Genomic DNA, 20,453 nt, shown 5'->3' on the forward strand with positions numbered 1-20,453 from the left:
TGTTACTTACTCCGATCAAATATCACAAAAGGATTGTTTCGATGTCCAACAATGGCTCGTCACCGCTGGTGCTTTGGTATAACCAACTCGGTATGAATGATGTAGACAGAGTTGGGGGCAAAAATGCCTCCCTGGGTGAAATGATTACAAATCTGTCGGGTATGGGTGTCTCCGTACCAAACGGGTTTGCCACAACTGCCGATGCGTTTAACCTGTTTTTAGACCAGAGCGGCGTGAACCAGCGCATTTACGACCTGCTGGATAAAACGGATATTGATGACGTTACCGAGCTTGCCAAAGCCGGGTCACAAATCCGCCAGTGGATTATCGACACACCTTTCCAGCCGGAACTGGAAAAAGCCATTCACGATGCGTACAACCAGCTCTCTGCTGACGATGCGCAGGCCTCCTTTGCCGTGCGTTCTTCTGCAACCGCAGAAGATATGCCAGACGCCTCGTTTGCCGGGCAGCAGGAAACCTTCCTGAACGTGCAGGGATACGATGCCGTGCTGGTGGCGGTGAAGCACGTGTTCGCTTCCCTGTTCAACGACCGTGCCATCTCTTATCGCGTGCACCAGGGCTATGACCATCGCGGCGTAGCACTTTCCGCAGGTGTACAGCGCATGGTGCGCTCGGACGTGGGCTCTTCCGGCGTGATGTTCTCCATTGATACCGAGTCCGGCTTCGACCAGGTGGTGTTTATCACCTCCGCGTGGGGTCTGGGTGAGATGGTGGTACAGGGGGCGGTCAACCCTGACGAATTCTACGTCCACAAGCCTACTCTGGCCGCGGGCCGTCCGGCGGTGGTGCGCCGCACCATGGGCTCGAAAAAAATCCGCATGATCTATGCCCCAACCCAGGAGCATGGCAAGCAGGTTAAAATTGAAGATGTACCGCAGGAGCAGCGTGACCGCTTCTCCCTGACCGACGCCGAAGTGCAGGAGCTGGCGAAGCAGGCGGTACAGATTGAAAAACACTACGGTCGTCCAATGGACATCGAATGGGCGAAAGACGGGAACACCGGCAAGCTGTTTATTGTCCAGGCGCGTCCGGAAACCGTCCGCTCTCGCGGTCAGGTGATGGAGCGCTACACGCTTCACGCGCAGGGCAAAATCGTGGCGGAAGGCCGTGCCATCGGTCACCGTATCGGTGCCGGCCCGGTGAAAGTGATCCACGACATCAGCGAGATGAACCGCATTGAGCCTGGCGACGTGCTGGTGACCGACATGACCGACCCGGACTGGGAACCGATCATGAAGAAAGCGGCGGCTATCGTCACCAACCGCGGCGGCCGTACCTGTCACGCGGCGATCATTGCCCGCGAGCTGGGTATTCCTGCGGTTGTCGGCTGCGGTGACGCCACCGAGCGCATGAAAGACGGACAGAACGTGACCGTCTCCTGTGCCGAAGGCGATACCGGCTATGTGTATGCCGATATCCTCGACTTCAGCGTGAAGAGCTCCAGCGTGGATACCATGCCGGATCTGCCGCTGAAGATCATGATGAACGTGGGTAACCCGGACCGCGCGTTTGACTTCGCTTGCCTTCCGAACGAAGGCGTGGGCCTGGCGCGCCTGGAGTTTATCATCAACCGTATGATCGGCGTTCACCCGCGTGCGCTGCTGGAGTTTGACGACCAGGATCCGAAGCTGCAGAACGAAATCCGCGAGATGATGAAAGGCTACGACTCGCCGAAAGAGTTCTACGTCGGCCGTCTGACCGAAGGGATTGCCACCCTGGGTGCTGCCTTCTACCCGAAACGCGTGATCGTGCGTCTGTCTGACTTTAAGTCTAATGAATATGCCAACCTGGTGGGTGGCGAGCGCTACGAGCCGGAAGAAGAGAACCCGATGCTGGGCTTCCGTGGTGCCGGACGCTACGTGTCCGAGAGCTTCCGCGACTGCTTCGCGCTGGAGTGTGAAGCGGTGAAACGCGTGCGCAACGACATGGGACTGACCAACGTCGAAATCATGATCCCGTTTGTGCGCACCGTAGATCAGGCGAAAGCCGTCGTGGACGAGCTGGCGCGTCAGGGGCTGAAGCGCGGCGAGAACGGGCTGAAGATCATCATGATGTGCGAAATCCCGTCCAACGCCCTGCTGGCCGAGCAGTTCCTGGAGCACTTCGACGGCTTCTCTATCGGCTCGAACGACATGACGCAGCTGACGCTGGGCCTGGACCGTGACTCCGGCGTGGTCTCTGAGCTGTTCGATGAGCGGAACGAGGCGGTGAAAGCGCTGCTGTCGATGTCCATTCGTGCGGCGAAGAAACAGGGTAAATACGTCGGGATTTGTGGTCAGGGTCCATCCGACCATGAGGACTTTGCCGCATGGCTGATGGAAGAGGGGATTGATAGTCTCTCCCTGAACCCGGACACCGTGGTGCAAACCTGGCTGAGCCTGGCAGAACTGAACAAGTAACACCATCATAACCCGAAAAGGCGAGGAGATTATTCCTCGCCTTTTTTATTTCTCTTCTTATTTGCTCCCCATCACAAATAAAGTAAAAAACCAAATATCATAATTTGTCTGTTAATTTAGACAATTGTTAGCGCGCAAACCGTTGCTAATACTTGAGCCTTACTGCGCATTTCCCTACCGATGATGCGCAACTGGTTGAAATACGTTTTAACCTGATAAAAAGGCAAATAACAATGACACTTTCCTCTGTATTGCGTACCAAAGATAAAATAGGTTACGGCTTAGGTGATATGGCCAGCGCGCTGGTCTGGCAAACGGCTACGTTATTTCTTGCTTATTTCTATACGGACGTTTTTGGGTTGCCCGCCGCGATTATGGGCACCATGTTTTTAGTGGTACGCGTGGTCGATGCGTTTGTCGACCCGTGCATTGGTGCACTGGTCGACCGTACGCAAACGCGTCATGGCCGTTTCCGTCCATGGTTGCTGTGGTTCGCCATTCCGTTTGGCGTGAGCTGCCTCATCACCTTCTATGTTCCGGACGTGGGACCTACGGCGAAAATTGCGTATGCCTGCGTGACCTACGCGATCTTAAGCCTGATTTATTCCGCGATTAACGTACCTTACTGCGCCATGCCCGGCGCGCTGACGCTGGATCCGCGCGAGCGTCACTCTCTGCAGTCATGGCGCTTTGGCCTGTCGTTTATCGGTGGGTTGATTGTTACGGTTATTGCCCTGCCGCTGGTCTCATTGTTTGGACAGGGCAACGTGCAGAAAGGCTATTTCTATGCCATGAGCCTGATGGGACTACTCGGGATTGTACTGTTCTTCTGCTGCTTCCTGATGACTCGCGAGCGTTATTCTCCGCGCAATGATACCTCCGGCTCCATGCTCACCGATTTAAAACTGCTGGCCGGAAACAGCCAGTGGCGTATTGTGTTCGTGTTTAATATTTTGCTGTTAACGGCGGTGGTGACGCGCGGTTCCGCCACCATGTATTACGTCAACTATGTGCTGTTGCGTCCGGAGCTGGTTTTTGCCTTTATTGTTTCCGGAATGGTGGCCTCCTTAAGCGGCGCATTATTATCCGAACGGTTGCTGGGCAAATTTGACCGCGTCCGGGCCTACCAGTGGACCATTATTTCCTTCGTCATCTTCGGCGCGCTGATTTTCTTCCTTCCCCCTTCGCAGGTCTGGCTGATCTTTGGCCTCAATATTGTCTTTAGCTTTGTGCAAAACCTCACCACACCGCTCCAGTGGACCATGTTCTCCGATGTGGTCGACTACGAAGAGCACCGCAGCGGTCGTCGCCTGGACGGGCTGGTTTTTTCCACCGCGCTGTTTGCCATCAAATTTGGCCTGGCGCTGGGTGGGGCGGTCGTCGGCTGGGTCCTTGGTATGGTGGATTACGCCCCGGGACAGGCAACTCAGGCACCGCATGTTCTCTCTACCATTAATGCACTGTTCACCCTTATCCCTTGCGCGTTGTTCCTCTGCATGGTCGCGCTGCTTGCTATCTACAAACTTAACAGCCGGCTGGTGGATTCCATTGCCCGGGAGCTGGCCAGCAAACGTGAGGTGAGACCTGACCTGGGGCAACTCAGCCCGGCAACCCCTTCCGCACTACAGGAGTAAAACATGACAGCTATCTATAAGGACGCGGGACGTCCCGTGCACGAGCGCGTCGCCGACTTACTGGCACGTATGACCCCGGAAGAGAAGTTTGCCCAGATGCATGCGTACTGGCTGATCCTCGATGAAAACGGTAACCATCGTGAGCGCAGCGATCTGAGTGACGAATTCTCCGGCGTGAGCGAGCAGGCTGCGCTGAGCGAACGGCTAAAGCTGGGCGTCGGGCAGATCACCCGTCCGCTGGGTACCCATATCGTCGACGCGAAAACTGGGGTGCGTGCCGCTAACCGCCTGCAGCACATGATGATGGAGGAGACGCGTCTCGGCATACCGGCGCTGTTCCATGAAGAGTGCCTGGTGGGGCTGCTGTGCAAAGACGCTACGCTGTTCCCGTCGTCGCTGAACTACGGCTCTACCTGGGATCCTGAACTGGTACAGCGCGCGGCAGAGCAGATCGGTAAAGAGGCGCGGTCCGTTGGCTGTCAGCAGGGGCTGGCGCCGGTGCTGGATGTCTCTCGCGATGTCCGCTGGGGGCGTACCGAAGAGACCTTTGGTGAAGATCCGTGGCTGGTGGGGGTGATGACCACCGCCTACGTGAAGGGCTTACAGGGCGATAAACGCGATCTGCTGGCGACCCTGAAACATTACGTGGGTCACTCGTTCAGCGAAGGCGCACGCAACCATGCGCCGGTCCACCTCGGATTCAGCGAGCTGAACGACACCTTCCTGCTGCCGTTTGAAATGGCGGTCAAGCTGGCAAACGCCGGTTCGGTTATGCCCGCGTACCACGATATTGATAACCAGCCGGGGCACAGCGACAGCTTCCTGCTGACCACCGTCCTGCGCGAGCAGTGGGGGTTCGACGGGATTATTGTCGCGGACTACGGCGGCGTCAGCCTGCTGCACCAGCACCACGGGATTTCCCACGACGCGGCCGAATCCGCTGCGCTGGCGTTCAACGCCGGGCTGGATGTCGAACTGCCGAAAGATGACTGCGCGCGGCATCTGGCGGAAGCGGTAGAGCGCGGGCTGATCTCTATGGCGAAGGTCGATGAGATTGTGGCGCGTACGCTGACGGAAAAATTCCGCCTTGGCCTGTTTGAAAACCCGTACGCGGATGAAAATGGTATCGATCTGCAAAACGATATGGCCCGCCAGGCCGCTCGGGAAGTGGCGACGAAATCGCTCACGCTGCTGGAAAACAACGGCATTTTACCGCTCGGGGGTAAACCCCGCGTGGCGGTGGTGGGGCCGACGGCGGACGACCCGCTCGCGCTGCTCAGCGGCTACAGTTTCCCGGTGCATTTGATCATCAGCGATATGGTAGAAGAGACCTCGCAGGTCACGACCCCGCGTGCGGCGCTGGAGCATTATCTTGGTGCCTCGCAGGTCCGCTACGCCAAAGGGTGTCACATTATCGAAAAACGGATGGCGGGCGCGCCGGTCTTCCCGGGCGACAGCGGCGGCAAACCGATGCAGCAGTCGCCGGTTTCTCAATGTACTGATTTGATCCCCGAGGCTGTTAACGCTGCGCAAGAGAGTGATGTTGTAGTGGCTTGCGTTGGCGACCTCGCCGGATTGTTCCAGAGCGGCACGGTAGGGGAAGGGTCTGATACCGATTCTCTGAATCTGCCGGGTGTGCAGCAGCAACTTCTGGAGGCGCTGGTAGCCAACGGCAAACCGGTGATTGTCGTGATGACCGGAGGGCGGCCATACAACCTGCAGGGACTGGAAGACAAAGTAGCGGCACTCATTATGGCCTGGGCTCCAGGGCAGGAAGGGGGCTGGGCGATTGCGGACGTACTGACAGGGCGTGCGGAACCGCAAGGGCGTCTGGTAGTGAGCGTGCCGAAAAGTGCCGGGGCAATGCCGTATTACTACAATCACAAGCTCAAAAGTGGCGGTACGCCGTTTGCGTTCCATTTCGGATCTCGTTATCCGTTTGGTTTCGGCCTTGGCTGGACGCAGTTTAACTGGGGAACGGCGAAAGTGGTGGCATCCAGCGTGCCGGTTGACGGTGAGGTGACGCTGAGTGTGGATATTACCAATACCGGAGAACGCAGTGGCAGCGAGGTGGTGCAGGTTTACGTCAGGGATAAGGTTGCCATGCAGGTACGGCCACTTCAGGAGCTAAAGGCATTCCAGCGCGTCACGCTCTCGCCGGGCGAAACCGCCACGCTCACCTTTATGCTGCCAGTTGAGATGTTCAACTTCACCCGTCGGGACGGAAAACGCATTGTTGAGCCGGGTGAGTTTGAGTTGCAGATTGGCGCATCGTCGACGGATATCCGCGAGGTGGTGACGGTTAATGTGACAGGTGAAACGCGGGTGCTGTCTGCGGAGTGGCGGATGCTCAGTAGCTGTCAGGTTAAGCGCGCAAATGAAGGCATTGCGGTGTGTTAATCAATCGGGATCAGATCGGTTACCTTTGTTCCTGAAGGAAAGAATGTTAGAACAAGCCCCTGATGGGGCTTTTATGTTTAAAACTCTCTTGAAAGAGTAATGTACCCGTTGAACCTTATAGAGCATTCATCTTTATTCATAAGGCTTGTGGCAATGAAAACAGACTTCTTCCCTGCTTTGTTTGTATATGTATATTTTGCAGTTATAGATTTAACATCGTTATCATAGAAGCTGTCAAAATATGACTTTTCATCTAATAGCGGTTTATTGTTATTTCTGGCCTTATCCTCTTCATAATCTATCTTTGCTAACTCCTCTGCATAGAATCTAGATATAGGTGTAACATCGAGGATTTTTACTTTTGCTTTCATCTCGTCTACAGTTGAAGTGTCAATTTTTAAATCTTTAGAAAGTGCATCAAATAAGGATGATTCCATCGCTGCATTAGGTAATTCACACCCCGATTGTGCATAAGATATAACAGGAATATTAAATAGTAGAAATAATAATCTCTTCATATTAATCCTCAACTACCAGTATCTTATCTGTGCTTTTATTGATCGTGATACGCCCCTTTAAACCTAATATAATGCAACCATTTGAGGCACTTGAAGGATGTGCTCCACTGTTGCCGTGAATCAGAAAACCATCACGCCCGCACATTTGATTTTCTGGATAAGGTGTCAGCCTCATAGTGTAGGCTTTTGTCCTCTTGTGATAGAAGGCCGGTCCAATAGTATAAGTGCCTCTAGGAAGTGGGCCTTTATCCTTTACACACTCATTAGCTGAATCATTCTTAAAACCCGGTTTACCTGCATACATTGCATCAAACTGGTATGTACCGTTAAGATAAAAACTATGAGCACTTACTTTATATACCCAAGTCATTACGCTACCTCCTTGTTACCATTCCAAGAGTCAGAATGAATAATATTACCATCTAAATAGTGCCATGTGATTTTTTCATAAGCTAAATAGAATGCTTCAAGATGGTTATGCTTTTCATATGTAGGATTTTTAATATCAAACATGAAAGGCTCTACTTCATTGATTCTGACATTATCTAACGTCACCCTAAAATACTCTTCCTCTTGTCCGTTATGATTAATGCGATAGAATTTTAATATAGCTTGCTTAAACCGCTTACCAGATGAAACACCTTGATAGATGTAAGGAGATGAACTGTCTACTTCTTTAATTAAAAAATAGTCTCCGTGCAGTCTCTTAGAAGTGATTTTCCCTGTTAAGTTATCAGTAGGTAGTTCTACGTTATGCATTAACTCTACAATCTCTATAGAACCTTCCCTACCGTGAACATCTACAGACCCTTTTACTTGATTTCCTGCATCATCAATCAGCCATAAATAAACAGGTATAGCCATTTTTAACCCTCCATTGAAAAGGGTTATGTTAGCACCATGATTAGCAGGATCAATTATTTAGATAATGAATGAATAAAGGAGAAATATCACTGAGAGGAAAGAAAAGCCCCTACCAATGAGCGGCAAAGGCTTTACCGGAATTGCGGCAAATAGCCCCGCTAAACGGGAAGTAAAACGGGGGCGATAGTGTAGCGGATTACACGGGATGGAACAATTTTTAAAAGGGTAATACACAAAAACAACCTTCTGATTTTTAGGGGAATTTTAAGAGGCGTACAGGGGGTAGCATTTACTGCTAATTACACGTTTAGCACACCAGTAGTACACTTAAATTTCACCGTACTTTGTAACTCACTGTTTTTAAGCGAAAAAAAAGCCCATCGTGGGAGATGGGCAAAGACTACACACAGCAATTCGTTGTTTCACTCAGGGGATTTCCATGCTTATAAACCAAGGTGTTGATTTATAACCGTGTGCTAATACTAGGCATTGTGTTATTTAGCGTCGATCAGATTCGTCTCAATAGTTAAAGAGACGTAAAGATTTCTTGAGGTTAGCAGCAGATTTAGTGCAGGGAAGGTGGGTCTGACCAGTGCTCAATGAATAAATACTTAAGTATTACTTAAGTATTAAGGGGCCGGGTAAGCATATCTTACCCGGCACTGCGGTTACTGACTGTTCTTATCTTCCAGCTCTTCCAGCTCATTCAGGATGAGGTCCGGGTCAGTACCCGGTGGCGGCACTTCATGCACCCAGGCGGAGAACAGACGCCATGTCACGGCGAGAAGCACCGGGCCAATAAACAGGCCAATCATGCCAAAGGCAATCAATCCACCAATAACGCCTGAGAGGATCAGGATCAGCGGCAGGTCAGCACCCATGCGGATGAGTATTGGACGAATGACGTTGTCCATCGTACCAACCACGCAGCTCCACACCAGCAGAACCGTTCCCCACGTGGTATCACCTGTCCAGTAAAGCCAGATGATGCTGGGTATCAGCACCAGCAACGGTCCCAGTTGCGCAAGACAGGTCATCAACATCACAACGGTAAAGACGGTGGCGTACGGCACACCGGAAATTGCCAGACCGATACCGCCCAGTATCGCCTGCACCAGCGCCGTTACCACAACGCCAAGCGCAACCGCGCGCACAGCCTGTGCAGCCAGCAGTACCGCTGCGTCACCCCGTTTGCCCGCCAGACGGGTAGCAAAATGACGAACACCCAAAGCAACTTGCTCACCACGCCAGTAGAGCAGGGCACTGAAGACCAGCATCAGGGTACAGTGCATCATAAAGCGACCAATATGCGCCGCCTGTCCCACAAACCAGGTGGTGGTGGTACCAATATAAGGACGCACTTTCGCCATCAACGCGCTGCCGCCCATCTCCAGCAGGCTATGCCAGCCGCTATAGAGTTTGGCACCCACCACTGGAATACTGTTTAGCCAGGCGAGATCCGGTAGCGTCAGCTCACCACTGGTAATGGCTCGAATTATCGGACCACTGGAATCCACCAGGCTATTCACCAGTAAAGCAATGGGAATAATAAACAGCAGGAACAACAAGAGTGTCATAACCAGCACCGCTAACCCGCGGCGGCCAAACAGCAGCTTCTGCAAACGCAACAGTAAAGGCCACGTGGCAACGACAACGGTCGCAGCCCAGGCGAAGCCGAGAATAAAGGGTTGAACAATCCACAGACACGCAATAATCATGAGAGCCAGGAACAGCACCGACAACAAGATTTGCGCAACATCCCTGGGCTGGCGAAGATTGACCATATTTGAAACTTCCTTTAATGAACACCAGCGTGGCTGGCGGGAACGGAAAACCGCGTCTCTCTAATCATTAGTGATCTCGGCGATTTTTGACAGGCGGATTTTGCCCGTAATTCTACGAAGCACATAAGAAAAAAATGTGATAAAACTTTCCAGACACAACGCAAACGATTTCAAATTACTCTAATTAGGGTCGACAGTCATGATCCCACAGATTTCTCAGGCACCTGGCGTCGTTCAGCTGGTGCTTAATTTTTTGCAGGCACTGGAGCAACAGGGTTTTACAGGTGATACCGCCACGAATTATGCCGACAGGCTGACGATGGCGACTGATAACAGTATCTACCAGCTTCTTCCCGATGCCGTTGTTTTCCCTCGTTCAACGGCCGATGTCGCGCTTATCGCCCGGCTGGCAACGCAGGAGCGGTTTGCTTCTCTGGTCTTTACCCCACGTGGCGGTGGCACCGGAACCAATGGCCAGGCGCTGAACCAGGGCATCATTGTTGATATGTCTCGCTATATGAACCGCATTATTGAAATCAACCCTGAAGAGGGGTGGGTGCGGGTCGAAGCGGGCGTTATCAAAGATCAGCTAAATCAGTATCTCAAGCCTTACGGCTACTTTTTTGCCCCGGAGCTTTCCACCAGTAACCGCGCGACCCTCGGCGGGATGATCAACACGGATGCCTCCGGTCAGGGCTCGCTGGTCTACGGTAAAACCTCCGATCACGTGCTGGGCGTGCGTGCCGTTCTGCTGGGCGGTGATATTCTTGATACGCAGCCGATGCCGGTCAAACTGGCGGAAACCCTGGGTAAAGATAACACCGCCAGAGGACGCATCTATCGTACCGTGCTGGAGCGCTGCCGCGACAACCGTCAGCTGATCCTTGACAAATTCCCCAAACTGAACCGTTTTCTGACCGGATACGATCTGCGTCATGTGTTTAACGATGATCTGACGCAATTTGATTTAACCCGCATACTGACGGGCTCCGAGGGAACGCTGGCGTTTATTACCGAGGCGCGGCTGGATATCACCCGGTTGCCGAAGGTACGTCGCCTGGTGAACGTCAAATATGACTCTTTCGACTCTGCGCTGCGTAATGCACCTTTTATGGTTGAAGCACAAGCGCTGTCTGTTGAAACCGTCGACTCCAAAGTATTAAATCTGGCCCGGGAAGACATCGTCTGGCACTCCGTCAGTGAGCTGATTACCGATGTGCCAGATAAAGTAATGCTTGGCCTTAATATCGTTGAATTTGCCGGCGATGACGCGGCGCTGATTGAAAACCAGGTGATGACGCTCTGTCAGCGGCTGGATGAACTTATCGCGCAAGGTGAAGGCGGGGTGATTGGCTGGCAGCTCTGTAACGATCTGGCCGGCATTGAACGTATCTACGCGATGCGGAAAAAAGCCGTAGGGCTACTTGGCAACGCGAAAGGGGCGGCCAAGCCCATTCCGTTTGCCGAAGATACCTGCGTTCCGCCTGAGCATCTGGCGGATTATATCGTCGAGTTTCGCGCCCTGCTGGACAGCCACGGCCTGAGCTATGGCATGTTTGGTCACGTCGACGCCGGGGTGCTGCACGTGCGTCCGGCGCTGGATATGTGCGACCCGCAGCAGGAGATCCTGATGAAACAGATCTCCGATGACGTCGTTGCGTTAACCGCGAAATATGGCGGCCTGCTGTGGGGCGAGCACGGTAAAGGCTTCCGCGCTGAATACAGTCCGGCATTTTTCGGCGAGCAGCTCTACGCGGAGTTGCGCAAAGTTAAAGCGGCTTTTGACCCGGATAACCGCCTCAATCCGGGGAAAATCTGTCCGCCTGAAGGTATGGATGCGCCGATGCTGCGGGTGGATGCCGTTAAACGCGGCACCTATGACCGACAGATCCCTATCGCGGTACGCTCCTCATGGCGCGGCGCGATGGAGTGCAACGGCAACGGCCTGTGCTTTAACTTTGATGTGAAAAGCCCGATGTGTCCGTCGATGAAAATCACCAGTAACCGTATCCATTCTCCGAAAGGGCGTGCAACGCTGGTGCGCGAATGGCTGCGTCTGCTGGCCGACCGAGGAGTGGATCCGCTCAAGCTTGAGCAGGAGCTACCGGAAAAACGCGCCAGCCTGCGTTCGCTGATTGAGCGCACACGGAATAGCTGGCATGCAAATAAAGGCGAGTATGATTTCTCCCATGAGGTGAAAGAGGCGATGTCTGGCTGTCTGGCCTGCAAAGCCTGCTCAACCCAATGCCCGGTTAAGATAGATGTGCCGGAGTTCCGTTCGCGTTTTCTGCAGCTTTATCACACCCGATACCTGCGTCCGGTACGTGACCATCTGGTGGCGACAGTTGAAAGTTATGCGCCGCTGATGGCGCGTGCGCCAAAGACCTTTAACTTCTTTATTAATCAACCGCTGGTGCGCAAGCTCTCCGAAAAACATATCGGAATGGTCGATCTGCCGCTGCTGTCGGTACCGTCGCTGCAACGACAGCTCGTCGGACACCGCTCAGCGAACATGACCCTTGAACAGCTTGAGGCGTTAGCCCCTGAGCAAAAAGCGAATGTGGTGCTGGTGGTGCAGGATCCGTTCACCAGCTACTACGATGCACAGGTGGTGGCGGATTTTATCCGCCTGTCAGAAAAACTGGGTTATCAACCGGTGGTTCTGCCGTTCTCACCGAACGGCAAGGCGCAGCACATTAAAGGCTTCCTGAACCGCTTTGCGAAAACGGCACAGAAAACGTCGGACTTCCTCAACCGTGTTGCCACGCTGGGGATCCCGATGGTTGGTGTCGATCCGGCGCTGGTGCTTTGCTATCGCGATGAATACAAGCAGACGCTTGGGGATAAACGGGGGGATTTCCACGTCATGCTGGTGCACGAGTGGTTGCCGCTCGCACTGGATCAAAAAGCGATTCAGGATATCAGCGGGGAACCGTGGTATCTGTTCGGTCACTGTACGGAAGTGACTGCACTGCCGGGCGCGCCTGCACAGTGGGCCTCTATCTTTGCCCGGTTTGGCGCAAAGCTGGAGAGTGTGAATGTGGGCTGCTGCGGCATGGCCGGAACCTACGGACATGAAGTGAAGAATCACGCGAACTCGCTCGGCATCTACGAGTTGTCCTGGCATCAGGCGATGCAGCGTTTGCCGCGAAACCGCTGTCTGGCGACGGGCTACTCCTGCCGAAGCCAGGTTAAACGGGTAGAAGGTAACGGTGTTCGTCACCCATTGCAGGCTTTACTGGAGATAATTGGATGATCTGGAAACGTGCAGTGACGCTGCAGGCGCTGAACGCCATGGGCGAGGGCAATATGGTGGGACTGCTGGATATCCAGTTCACCCGCATCGGTGACGATGAGATTGAGGCGACCATGCCTGTCGATCACCGTACTCATCAGCCGTTTGGTTTATTGCACGGCGGCGCGTCCGTCGTGCTGGCTGAAACGCTGGGCTCTGTGGCAGGGTATCTCTGTACCGAAGGGGAGCAGAAGGTCGTCGGGCTGGAGGTGAATGCTAACCATATTCGCTCGGTGCGTAGCGGTCGTGTGCGCGGTGTTTGCCGCGCGCTGCACGCCGGAAGTCGCCATCAGGTGTGGCAAATTGACATTCTCGATGAGCAGGATCGTTTGTGCTGCTCGTCGCGGCTGACGACGGCAGTTGTGTAAAGTTTTCAGATGTTTTGCCTTTGGTCAAAAGTTAGCCACTGTGTTGTGATATAGTGGTCATGTTTTGTACATAAGTGAGGACATCATGGATACTGAAATAACCCCAACACAGCTGGCAATTGAATATTTACGTCGCGATAAGAGCAACCTGTCTCCGGCGCAGTACCTGAAAAAGCTGAAACAGCTTGAGCTGGAATTTGCAGATTTGCTGGCGCTCTCTTCGAATGAGCTGAAAGAAGAGATTTACTTTGCCTGGCGGTTGGGCGTTCACGTCCATTGAGTGTATGTAATGAAAGGGCCGCGCTTGCGGCCTTTTTTGTACCCGGAATTTAGTATCTGGCGGGGAGTTTATTGATTCTAATGAGCCTGCCTTCTTCCATCTCGATAAATCCACCGGTTTTTAAATCCGCCAGAATACGCATCACGCCGCTGCGGGAGAGCTGGGTTTTCTCCCGAATGTATCGCTCCGCCGTCACGCTGCGTCGATAGCCTTCGTCTTCCTCCATTAGCTTAACGAGCTGCTGGCGAATCATCTCATACGCAGTGGGGGCACCCTGGGGCATCACGTTGTTATAAAGTCGGCTATAGACAAACATCAGCTGTCTGGAGAGCAGACCCCATAGCCCTTTTTCTTTAATAATATCAGCCACCTGTTCAGTAGGGATACTACCAATCAGGCAAGGGCTCACCGTGATGAGGTAATCATTGAAATAGATGTCTGTCAGGTTAGCAAGACCAAACAGGGCAGGGCTGCGAGCGGTGGAAAGCATCATGTTATCGCTGCTGCGGTAGAGTGCAATCGTCCCCTCCAGGATTAAATAACAGATCCCCTGACCGTTAACCTCAAGGTTAAGTCGTTCGCCGCGGCCCGTTCGACGCACGGTGCAATAGGGCTCCAGATGCGCGATCAGTTCCTGGGCGTAAGGGGAGCCGCGAGACGATTTATCTGTAGAGGACATAGCCGTAAACCTGGAAGATGACCTTATGCTTATAGTTTCGCTCTTCTCTCGCGCTATCTCCAGATATTATTGTGCTTTCAGTACTTCCGGGGTAAATGGTTAACCTCTATCAGCACGCCACGTTCCATGGTGATGTATTTCCCCGTACGCAGTTCTGCCAGAATCCGCATTATACCGCTGCGGGAAAGGTAGGTACGGCTCTTAATGTAGGCCGCTGCGGTGATGTTTTGTCTAATTGCCTCAGGCTCCTGCATTAATTCAACCAGCTGAAAGCGGATGATATCGTATGCGGACATCTGTGAAATTTGTGCACAGTGCTCATACACCCGTGATGCTGTATAGATCAGCAATTTAGAAAAATGTTCCCAGAGATCGTGCTGTGCAACCACGTTGTTAAACGCATCCAGCGACATGCACGCTAATTCGGATGTCTCCAGTGCCCTGACGTAAAGATGTTCCGATGAAAACTGACTGCTAAGGAAGGTGCGAACAAGTTCCTGATATGAGATCATCATATTCATCCGGAGCGCATCCCAGAGGGACATCATGAGCCATCAACTCACCTTCGCCGATAGTGAATTCAGCACTAAGCGCCGTCAGACCCGAAAAGAGATTTTCCTCTCCCGCATGGAGCAGATTCTGCCATGGCAGAATATGACCGCTGTCATCGAGCCGTTTTATCCCAAGGCGGGCAATGGCCGACGGCCCTATCCGCTGGAGACCATGCTGCGTATTCACTGCATGCAGCATTGGTACAACCTGAGCGACGGTGCCATGGAAGATGCCCTGTACGAAATCGCCTCCATGCGCCTGTTTGCCCGATTATCCCTGGATAGCGCCCTGCCGGATCGCACCACCATCATGAATTTCCGCCACCTGCTCGAGCAGCATCAACTGGCCCGTCAATTGTTCAAGACCATCAATCGCTGGCTGGCCGAAGCAGGCGTCATGATGACCCAAGGCACTTTGGTGGATGCCACCATCATTGAGGCACCCAGCTCTACCAAGAACAAAGAGCAGCAACGCGATCCGGAGATGCATCAGACCAAGAAAGGCAATCAGTGGCACTTTGGCATGAAGGCCCACATTGGTGTCGATGCCAAGAGTGGCCTGACCCACAGCCTGGTCACCACCGCGGCCAACGAGCATGACCTCAATCAGCTGGGTAATCTGCTTCATGGAGAGGAGCAATTTGTCTCAGCCGATGCCGGCTACCAGGGAGCGCCACAGCGCGAGGAGCTGGCCGAGGTGGATGTGGACTGGCTGATCGCCGAGCGTCCCGGCAAGGTAAAAACCTTGAAGCAGCATCCGCGCAAGAACAAAACGGCCATCAACATCGAATACATGAAAGCCAGCATCCGTGCCAGGGTGGAGCACCCGTTTCGCATCATCAAGCGGCAGTTCGGCTTCGTGAAAGCCAGATACAAGGGGCTGCTGAAAAACGATAACCAACTGGCGATGTTATTCACCCTGGCCAACCTGTTTCGGGTGGACCAAATGATACGTCAGTGGGAGAGATCTCAGTAAAAACCGGAAATAACGCCAGAAATGGTGGAAAAAATAGCCTAAATAGGCTGATTCGATGTGTTTGCGGGAAAAAAATCGGCCCAGATCCGCGAAATTTTAATCAGCGAGTCAGCTTGGGAAGAAATGACCTGCTTATTCGCACCTTCCCTAACACCCAGTATAAAGGGGGCTGATTCCGAATTTAACACAATGCCGTCGCCGCGGCGGTGCAGCGCCACGCTGCCGTGTAATAGCATAAAACAGTGGCGTTCGTCATTTCGGTAATATTGTACGACTTCACTTTTCGAAAGAATGATTTTCTCTGCGACAGGAAGGACATTATCAATTAAGCGCTCTATGTGCTTTAAGGGTTTTAATCCCAGCACCGATGATTTCTCATTGTCTAATTCGGTTGCAATTCGCGTGTTCATAATATACCTCACTTCAACAGGTGTGATCGTTTTTCAATCAGCGTGGAGAATTATCTTAAAAATCAGCGAAGCAGGGAATAACAGTCAAAAGTCTAATAATAGACCAGGAGGAGTAGGCATCTTAACGCTATGAATTTTATCGTTATAAGGTGAAGGTCTAAAAATAGACTGACGATAAAGCGCACAGTTTAAATGTTTATTTTTTGTTAAGCCCCAGTCTACAGCTAGACCTGAAAATAGATTGTTTCGCGGAAAAGAGTTGTATAAGTTTTGACTCGCCGACAGAAATGCCAATCTGAAACGCTCGCCATGATGAGAGTTTTATTTTGTTTCTGATGGCACCTAAAAATAATGGCAGAATGAGGATTGTCTGTTTTGCCTGAATATCAGTAATAAATAAAGTAATACAGGAAATGGCTTTATGAAAAAGAAAATTATTGCTGCCATGTTTGCGGCAGGCTCTGCATTGACAATGACTCAGGCTTTCGCTGCGGCAGGTACGGTTAATTTTAACGGTAATATTTTGGATAATGCCTGCGATGTAGATGTGGCATCCCAGAATCAGGTTGTGGTCCTCGGTGATTACTACAAAACGGAATTCCCGACAACGGGTTCCAGAACCGCGGCGACGCAGTTCGATATCGTACTGAAAAACTGCCCGGTGACCGTTACCTCCGCGAAGGTGCGTTTTGACGGAACGCCAGATTTAACCAACGCAAGCCTGCTGGCGATTGATTCCTCCGTTGTGGGTGCAGCAACGGGCGTGGCCATCAACCTGATGACGGCTGATAAGGCCGATTTACCGCTGCATGGTAGCAACAGCTATTCCTATGCTCTGAGCAGCACAACTGATAATACGCTCAATTTCTATGCTCAGTATATTTCGACTGCGGAATCAGTGACCGCGGGCCCGGCTAATTCGGTTGCTAACTTCTCTGTGGTTTATAACTAAGTCTTTTGCAGTAATCAGTATGGGGCCACCCGGCCCCTTTGTTTTATGAGGTATTCAATGCGTTTTATCAAAACAATCGGCCTGGCCGCGACAGCGTTACCGCTGACATTTTCAATGGCCAATGCCGGCGTCATTATTGGCGGCACGCGCGTTATTTTCGACGGTGCAAAAAAAGAAGCATCAATTAGCGTAGATAATGCCGATAGCGCTTCCTTTTTAATTCAGTCGTGGATTGATACACCGGAGGGAAAAGCAGATAAAGCGCCTTTTATCATTACGCCTCCGCTTTATCGACTTGATGGCGGCCAGAAAAATATCGAACGCATTGTCATGGCGGGTTCACTCCCTCAGGAACAAGAAAGTTTATTCTGGCTCAATATAAAAGCTATTCCTTCTGCAACGAAACAGGCTAACTCACTGCAAATTGCGGTGAAAACGCGTATCAAGTTGATTTATCGCCCGGCAAATCTTCACGCGTCAACGCCTGAAGAACAGGTTGAAAAATTAGCATGGCAACGCAACGGGAATGAAATTCAGGTAACGAATCCGACTCCCTATGTAATCAATTTTAATGAAATATCCGTAGGCGGAAAAAAACTGGATGATGTTTCGTATGTATTACCCGGCGCGTCGGCCCGGTTCCCGTTATCTCATGGAACCAACGGAAATACGCTGACGTTTAAAGTTATCAACGATTATGGAAGTCCCGGCGCTTTACATCAAGCCAGTTTGTGATTTTGAAAAACGGTAATACCTGCATTACTCAGGTCATCAGCAATGAAAATACAGCATTATAAAGTACGACCTCGACGTCTGGCGACACTCATCGCCCTGGTGATGACGGGTTCTTCACCCACGCTTTATGCCAGCGAAACGTTTAATACCGAACTGGTTGAGCTGGATAACCCGGGAATAGGGAAAGCAGATTTATCCGCGTTTGAAACAGGCTCTCAGGCACCGGGGACGTACCATGTTGATATTATTCTTGACGATCAGCTCATTGAGACCCGGGATATTACCTTTGCCGCAGCGAAATCGCCCGATGGAAATGACGTATTACAGCCATGCCTGAGCATTGAACAATTAAAACAGTGGGGGGTTAAGACTGCGCTTTTTCCTCTGTTGGGCTCAGCGAAAAGCGCCTGTGCCGATCTTAAAGCCATTCCGCTGTCCTCGACGGATTTCCAGTTCAACGCGCAGCGTCTGGTTATCAGTATTCCGCAGGCTGCTATCGATATACCGGCGCGTGGCTATGTGCCGCCGGAGATGTGGGACGAAGGTATCAATGCCGCCATGCTCAATTACAGCCTGAGCGGGGCCAACACCTGGGCGAAAACCGATGAGGCTGCCAGAACCGACAGCCTGTATGCCAACCTGCGTCCGGGGATCAACATTGGGCCGTGGCGTCTGCGCAACTACACCACCTGGTCCCGGGATGCGTCGGGTCAGGATAAATGGGACACCGTTTATACCTATGCGCAGCGGGCCGTTATTCCCCTGAAAGCGCAGCTGACGCTAGGCGACAGCTCTTCTCCGGCTGACGTGTTTGACAGTATGCCTTTTCGCGGCGGCCAACTGGCATCCGACGATGACATGCTGCCGGATTCCCTGAAGGGTTACGCGCCCGTGGTTCGCGGTATTGCGCGCACGAATGCGCAGGTGGTGGTGCGCCAGAATGGCTATCAGATCTACCAGAGTTATGTCGCCCCGGGGGCGTTTGAGATAACCGACATGTACCCGACGGGCGGTGCCGGGGACCTTGACGTGACGATCAAAGAGGCTGATGGAAGTGAACAACATTTCACCCTGCCTTACGCCTCACTGCCGGTGCTGCAGCGCGAAGGGCGTCTGAAGTATGCCATCACGGGCGGCCATTATCGTGCCTATAACAGCAGGGTGGAAAAGACGCCTTTCGGGCAACTGACCGGTATTTATGGTCTCCCGTATGGCCTGACGCTATACGGTGGCGTTCAGGGGTCAGGCAAGTACCGGTCGCTCGCCGTTGGGGTGGGTAAAAACATGGGGGATTTTGGTGCGCTCTCTACCGACGTTACCCAGGCCTGGTCTACACCGGATAAAACGGCAAAAACCAACGGGCAGTCCTGGCGCGCGCGGTACAGCAAGAACTTTATCGATACCGGAACGAACTTCTCTATTGCGGGGTATCGCTATTCGACCAGCGGCTACTACGGGATGCAGGAAGTGCTGGATTCCTGGGGGGACAGTACCTCGCTGCAGGACAGGCGGCGTAACCGCGCCGAATTGACCATGAGCCAGACGCTGGGCGGGGATATGGGTTCCCTGACCCTCAGCGCCGCGCGGGAAGACTACTGGAATTCGGGCAAATCGATGGCATCCTGGAGCGTCGGGTATAACAACTACTGGCATAACATCAGCTATGGCGTGACCTGGACATACAGCAAAAACGCCAGTGCAGCCTCTTATGGCACCGGGAGCAGCAAAACGTACGACCACGATCAGCTTCTGGCATTTAACGTCAGCGTGCCGCTGGAGAAATTCCTCCCGCAGACGTGGACGAACTATGGCATGAACGCCAGCAAGAATAACGGCACCACGCACAACCTGGGTATGAACGGCGTGGCCCTGGAAAACAATGCCCTGAACTGGAACGTGCAGCAGGGCTTCGGCACGGACGGCGTCGGATATACCGGCAACATTAACGGTGACTACAAAGGGACCTACGGCGAAGTGACGGCGGGCTATGGCTACGACAGGAGCAGCGAGCGTCTGAACTACGGCCTGCAGGGGGGGATTCTGGCCCACGCGGACGGCATCACCTTTTCCCAGCCGCTGGGGGAAACCAATGCCCTGATTAAGGCACCCGGCGCCCATGGGGTGGATATTCGAAACCAGTCCGGCATGCGAACGGACTACAGAGGCTATACGGTGGTTAGCAACCTCTCCGTGTACCGCAAAAACGACCTCACGCTCGATCCGGAAAATATGCCTGATGACGTTGAGCTGGAGATCAGTACGCGTACGGTCACGCCGACGCGAGGCGCGGTAGTCAGGGCTGATTACCTTTCCAAAGTGGGGCGCAAGGTGTTGATGACCTTGATGGACAACGGCCGCTTCGTTCCTTTTGGGGCGGTAGTGACGCTCGCTGGAGACGGTCACGGTAGCTTTATCGTCGGCGATCGAGGACAGGTCTATTTAACCGGCATGAGCGAGCAGGGGACGCTGGTCGTCGCGTGGGGAAATCAATCCGCCCAGCAGTGTCGTGCGGATTTCACCCTGCCGAAACAGGCCACCTACGGTGGCGTCACCCTCGTTAACGCTCTTTGCCGTCAGGGACATTAAG

16 protein-coding genes, 1 other RNA gene and 2 pseudogenes are annotated in these 20,453 nt (G+C 52.8%); 11 read left to right on the forward strand and 8 right to left on the reverse strand.

Annotated features, from left to right (window positions below; translation table 11 throughout):
• Window positions 1-41 precede the first annotated feature (41 nt).
• From ppsA to ACLHV8_RS08595, 3 genes are all read left to right on the forward strand, one after another.
• Entirely contained in the window at window positions 42-2,420 is a 2,379-nt protein-coding gene (ppsA, locus tag ACLHV8_RS08585; protein WP_208593889.1) for a phosphoenolpyruvate synthase, read from the forward strand.
• A 233-nt stretch (window positions 2,421-2,653) separates the two neighbouring features.
• On the forward strand, window positions 2,654-4,054 hold the full coding sequence (locus ACLHV8_RS08590) for an MFS transporter (protein ID WP_208593890.1): 1,401 nt from the start codon (window positions 2,654-2,656) through the stop codon (window positions 4,052-4,054).
• Between the two features lie 3 nt (window positions 4,055-4,057).
• The gene (locus ACLHV8_RS08595; protein ID WP_410392118.1) at window positions 4,058-6,454 is read left to right on the forward strand and encodes a glycoside hydrolase family 3 N-terminal domain-containing protein; all 2,397 of its coding nucleotides are present in this window, start codon (window positions 4,058-4,060) and stop codon (window positions 6,452-6,454) included.
• A 77-nt stretch (window positions 6,455-6,531) separates the two neighbouring features.
• Here the strand turns inward: ACLHV8_RS08595 and ACLHV8_RS08600 are convergent, their stop codons facing one another.
• The 5 genes from ACLHV8_RS08600 to ydiK all read right to left on the reverse strand — a co-directional run bounded on the left by ACLHV8_RS08600 (window position 6,532) and on the right by ydiK (window position 9,620).
• On the reverse strand, window positions 6,532-6,972 hold the full coding sequence (locus ACLHV8_RS08600) for a Shiga toxin A subunit (RefSeq protein WP_108090139.1): 441 nt from the start codon (window positions 6,970-6,972) through the stop codon (window positions 6,532-6,534).
• 1 nt (window position 6,973) lies between these two features.
• On the reverse strand, window positions 6,974-7,342 hold the full coding sequence (locus ACLHV8_RS08605; RefSeq protein ID WP_049006388.1) for a tlde1 domain-containing protein: 369 nt from the start codon (window positions 7,340-7,342) through the stop codon (window positions 6,974-6,976).
• Entirely contained in the window at window positions 7,342-7,836 is a 495-nt protein-coding gene (locus tag ACLHV8_RS08610) for an Hcp family type VI secretion system effector (protein WP_049006387.1), read from the reverse strand. The genes ACLHV8_RS08605 and ACLHV8_RS08610 overlap by 1 nt, the downstream gene beginning before the upstream one ends.
• 365 nt (window positions 7,837-8,201) lie before the next feature.
• Window positions 8,202-8,309: antisense sRNA RprA (rprA, locus tag ACLHV8_RS08615), an RNA gene on the reverse strand.
• A 195-nt stretch (window positions 8,310-8,504) separates the two neighbouring features.
• Window positions 8,505-9,620 carry an AI-2E family transporter YdiK gene (ydiK, locus tag ACLHV8_RS08620; protein WP_049006386.1) on the reverse strand — a complete coding sequence of 372 codons (1,116 nt, stop codon included), beginning with the start codon at window positions 9,618-9,620 and terminating at the stop codon, window positions 8,505-8,507.
• Window positions 9,621-9,819: 199 nt separating this feature from the next.
• Between ydiK and ACLHV8_RS08625 the strand changes: the two genes are divergently transcribed.
• The 3 genes from ACLHV8_RS08625 (at window position 9,820) to ACLHV8_RS08635 (ending at window position 13,563) form a co-directional block, all read left to right on the forward strand.
• Window positions 9,820-12,876 carry an FAD-binding and (Fe-S)-binding domain-containing protein gene (locus tag ACLHV8_RS08625; RefSeq protein ID WP_208593892.1) on the forward strand — a complete coding sequence of 1,019 codons (3,057 nt, stop codon included), beginning with the start codon at window positions 9,820-9,822 and terminating at the stop codon, window positions 12,874-12,876.
• On the forward strand, window positions 12,873-13,283 hold the full coding sequence (menI, locus tag ACLHV8_RS08630; RefSeq protein ID WP_028017253.1) for a 1,4-dihydroxy-2-naphthoyl-CoA hydrolase: 411 nt from the start codon (window positions 12,873-12,875) through the stop codon (window positions 13,281-13,283). Before ACLHV8_RS08625 ends, menI begins: the two co-directional genes overlap by 4 nt.
• Window positions 13,284-13,368: 85 nt before the next feature.
• On the forward strand, window positions 13,369-13,563 hold the full coding sequence (locus ACLHV8_RS08635) for a YdiH family protein (protein WP_010430192.1): 195 nt from the start codon (window positions 13,369-13,371) through the stop codon (window positions 13,561-13,563).
• Window positions 13,564-13,612: 49 nt separating this feature from the next.
• On the opposite strand, the gene ACLHV8_RS08640 is transcribed toward ACLHV8_RS08635, so the two are convergent.
• Together ACLHV8_RS08640 and ACLHV8_RS08645 are read right to left on the reverse strand one after the other, a co-directional pair.
• Window positions 13,613-14,242, reverse strand: a complete 630-nt coding sequence (locus ACLHV8_RS08640) for a helix-turn-helix domain-containing protein (RefSeq protein WP_108090137.1) — start codon at window positions 14,240-14,242, stop codon at window positions 13,613-13,615.
• 77 nt (window positions 14,243-14,319) lie between these two features.
• Window positions 14,320-14,721, reverse strand: a pseudogene (locus ACLHV8_RS08645) (helix-turn-helix domain-containing protein); the annotation flags it as partial.
• A gap of 67 nt (window positions 14,722-14,788) precedes the next feature.
• On the opposite strand from ACLHV8_RS08645, the gene ACLHV8_RS08650 reads away from it, so the two are divergent.
• Together ACLHV8_RS08650 and ACLHV8_RS08655 are read left to right on the forward strand one after the other, a co-directional pair.
• Window positions 14,789-15,769: an IS5-like element ISKpn26 family transposase gene (locus tag ACLHV8_RS08650; RefSeq protein WP_000019445.1), complete on the forward strand. Its 981-nt coding sequence runs from the start codon at window positions 14,789-14,791 to the stop codon at window positions 15,767-15,769.
• Window positions 15,751-15,942 (forward strand): hypothetical protein, encoded by a 192-nt coding sequence (locus ACLHV8_RS08655; RefSeq protein ID WP_407220422.1) that lies wholly within the window; start codon window positions 15,751-15,753, stop codon window positions 15,940-15,942. Before ACLHV8_RS08650 ends, ACLHV8_RS08655 begins: the two co-directional genes overlap by 19 nt.
• Here the strand turns inward: ACLHV8_RS08655 and ACLHV8_RS08660 are convergent.
• Window positions 15,919-16,179: pseudogene (locus tag ACLHV8_RS08660) on the reverse strand (cyclic nucleotide-binding protein); the annotation flags it as partial. The gene ACLHV8_RS08655 and the pseudogene ACLHV8_RS08660 sit on opposite strands and share 24 nt — an antisense overlap.
• A 421-nt stretch (window positions 16,180-16,600) precedes the next feature.
• Here ACLHV8_RS08660 and ACLHV8_RS08665 point away from each other — a divergent pair.
• The 3 genes from ACLHV8_RS08665 to ACLHV8_RS08675 are packed head-to-tail and all read left to right on the forward strand — an operon-like array spanning window position 16,601 to window position 20,452.
• Window positions 16,601-17,131, forward strand: coding sequence for a fimbrial protein (locus ACLHV8_RS08665; RefSeq protein ID WP_208593893.1), 531 nt, complete (start codon window positions 16,601-16,603; stop codon window positions 17,129-17,131).
• Window positions 17,132-17,188: 57 nt separating this feature from the next.
• Window positions 17,189-17,866 carry a molecular chaperone gene (locus ACLHV8_RS08670; RefSeq protein ID WP_108090134.1) on the forward strand — a complete coding sequence of 226 codons (678 nt, stop codon included), beginning with the start codon at window positions 17,189-17,191 and terminating at the stop codon, window positions 17,864-17,866.
• A 42-nt stretch (window positions 17,867-17,908) separates the two neighbouring features.
• Entirely contained in the window at window positions 17,909-20,452 is a 2,544-nt protein-coding gene (locus ACLHV8_RS08675; protein WP_208593894.1) for a fimbria/pilus outer membrane usher protein, read from the forward strand.
• The last annotated feature ends 1 nt before the right edge of the window (window position 20,453 follow it).

Source organism: Enterobacter sp. CPE_E863, assembly GCF_046521465.1.
Lineage (GTDB): Bacteria > Pseudomonadota > Gammaproteobacteria > Enterobacterales > Enterobacteriaceae > Enterobacter > Enterobacter adelaidei.

Excerpts from the sequence above, each read along its gene's own strand:
- ACLHV8_RS08670 (WP_108090134.1), top strand. The coding sequence starts at position 17,189 with ATGCGTTTTATCAAAACAATCGGCCTGGCCGCGACAGCGTTACCGCTG.
- ppsA (WP_208593889.1), top strand. The coding sequence starts at position 42 with ATGTCCAACAATGGCTCGTCACCGCTGGTGCTTTGGTATAACCAACTC.
- ACLHV8_RS08610 (WP_049006387.1), bottom strand. The coding sequence starts at position 7,836 with ATGGCTATACCTGTTTATTTATGGCTGATTGATGATGCAGGAAATCAA.
- ACLHV8_RS08590 (WP_208593890.1), top strand. The coding sequence starts at position 2,654 with ATGACACTTTCCTCTGTATTGCGTACCAAAGATAAAATAGGTTACGGC.
- ACLHV8_RS08635 (WP_010430192.1), top strand. The coding sequence starts at position 13,369 with ATGGATACTGAAATAACCCCAACACAGCTGGCAATTGAATATTTACGT.
- ACLHV8_RS08665 (WP_208593893.1), top strand. The coding sequence starts at position 16,601 with ATGAAAAAGAAAATTATTGCTGCCATGTTTGCGGCAGGCTCTGCATTG.
- ACLHV8_RS08625 (WP_208593892.1), top strand. The coding sequence starts at position 9,820 with ATGATCCCACAGATTTCTCAGGCACCTGGCGTCGTTCAGCTGGTGCTT.
- ACLHV8_RS08600 (WP_108090139.1), bottom strand. The coding sequence starts at position 6,972 with ATGAAGAGATTATTATTTCTACTATTTAATATTCCTGTTATATCTTAT.
- ACLHV8_RS08675 (WP_208593894.1), top strand. The coding sequence starts at position 17,909 with ATGAAAATACAGCATTATAAAGTACGACCTCGACGTCTGGCGACACTC.
- ACLHV8_RS08640 (WP_108090137.1), bottom strand. The coding sequence starts at position 14,242 with ATGTCCTCTACAGATAAATCGTCTCGCGGCTCCCCTTACGCCCAGGAA.
- ACLHV8_RS08650 (WP_000019445.1), top strand. The coding sequence starts at position 14,789 with ATGAGCCATCAACTCACCTTCGCCGATAGTGAATTCAGCACTAAGCGC.
- ydiK (WP_049006386.1), bottom strand. The coding sequence starts at position 9,620 with ATGGTCAATCTTCGCCAGCCCAGGGATGTTGCGCAAATCTTGTTGTCG.
- ACLHV8_RS08605 (WP_049006388.1), bottom strand. The coding sequence starts at position 7,342 with ATGACTTGGGTATATAAAGTAAGTGCTCATAGTTTTTATCTTAACGGT.
- ACLHV8_RS08595 (WP_410392118.1), top strand. The coding sequence starts at position 4,058 with ATGACAGCTATCTATAAGGACGCGGGACGTCCCGTGCACGAGCGCGTC.
- menI (WP_028017253.1), top strand. The coding sequence starts at position 12,873 with ATGATCTGGAAACGTGCAGTGACGCTGCAGGCGCTGAACGCCATGGGC.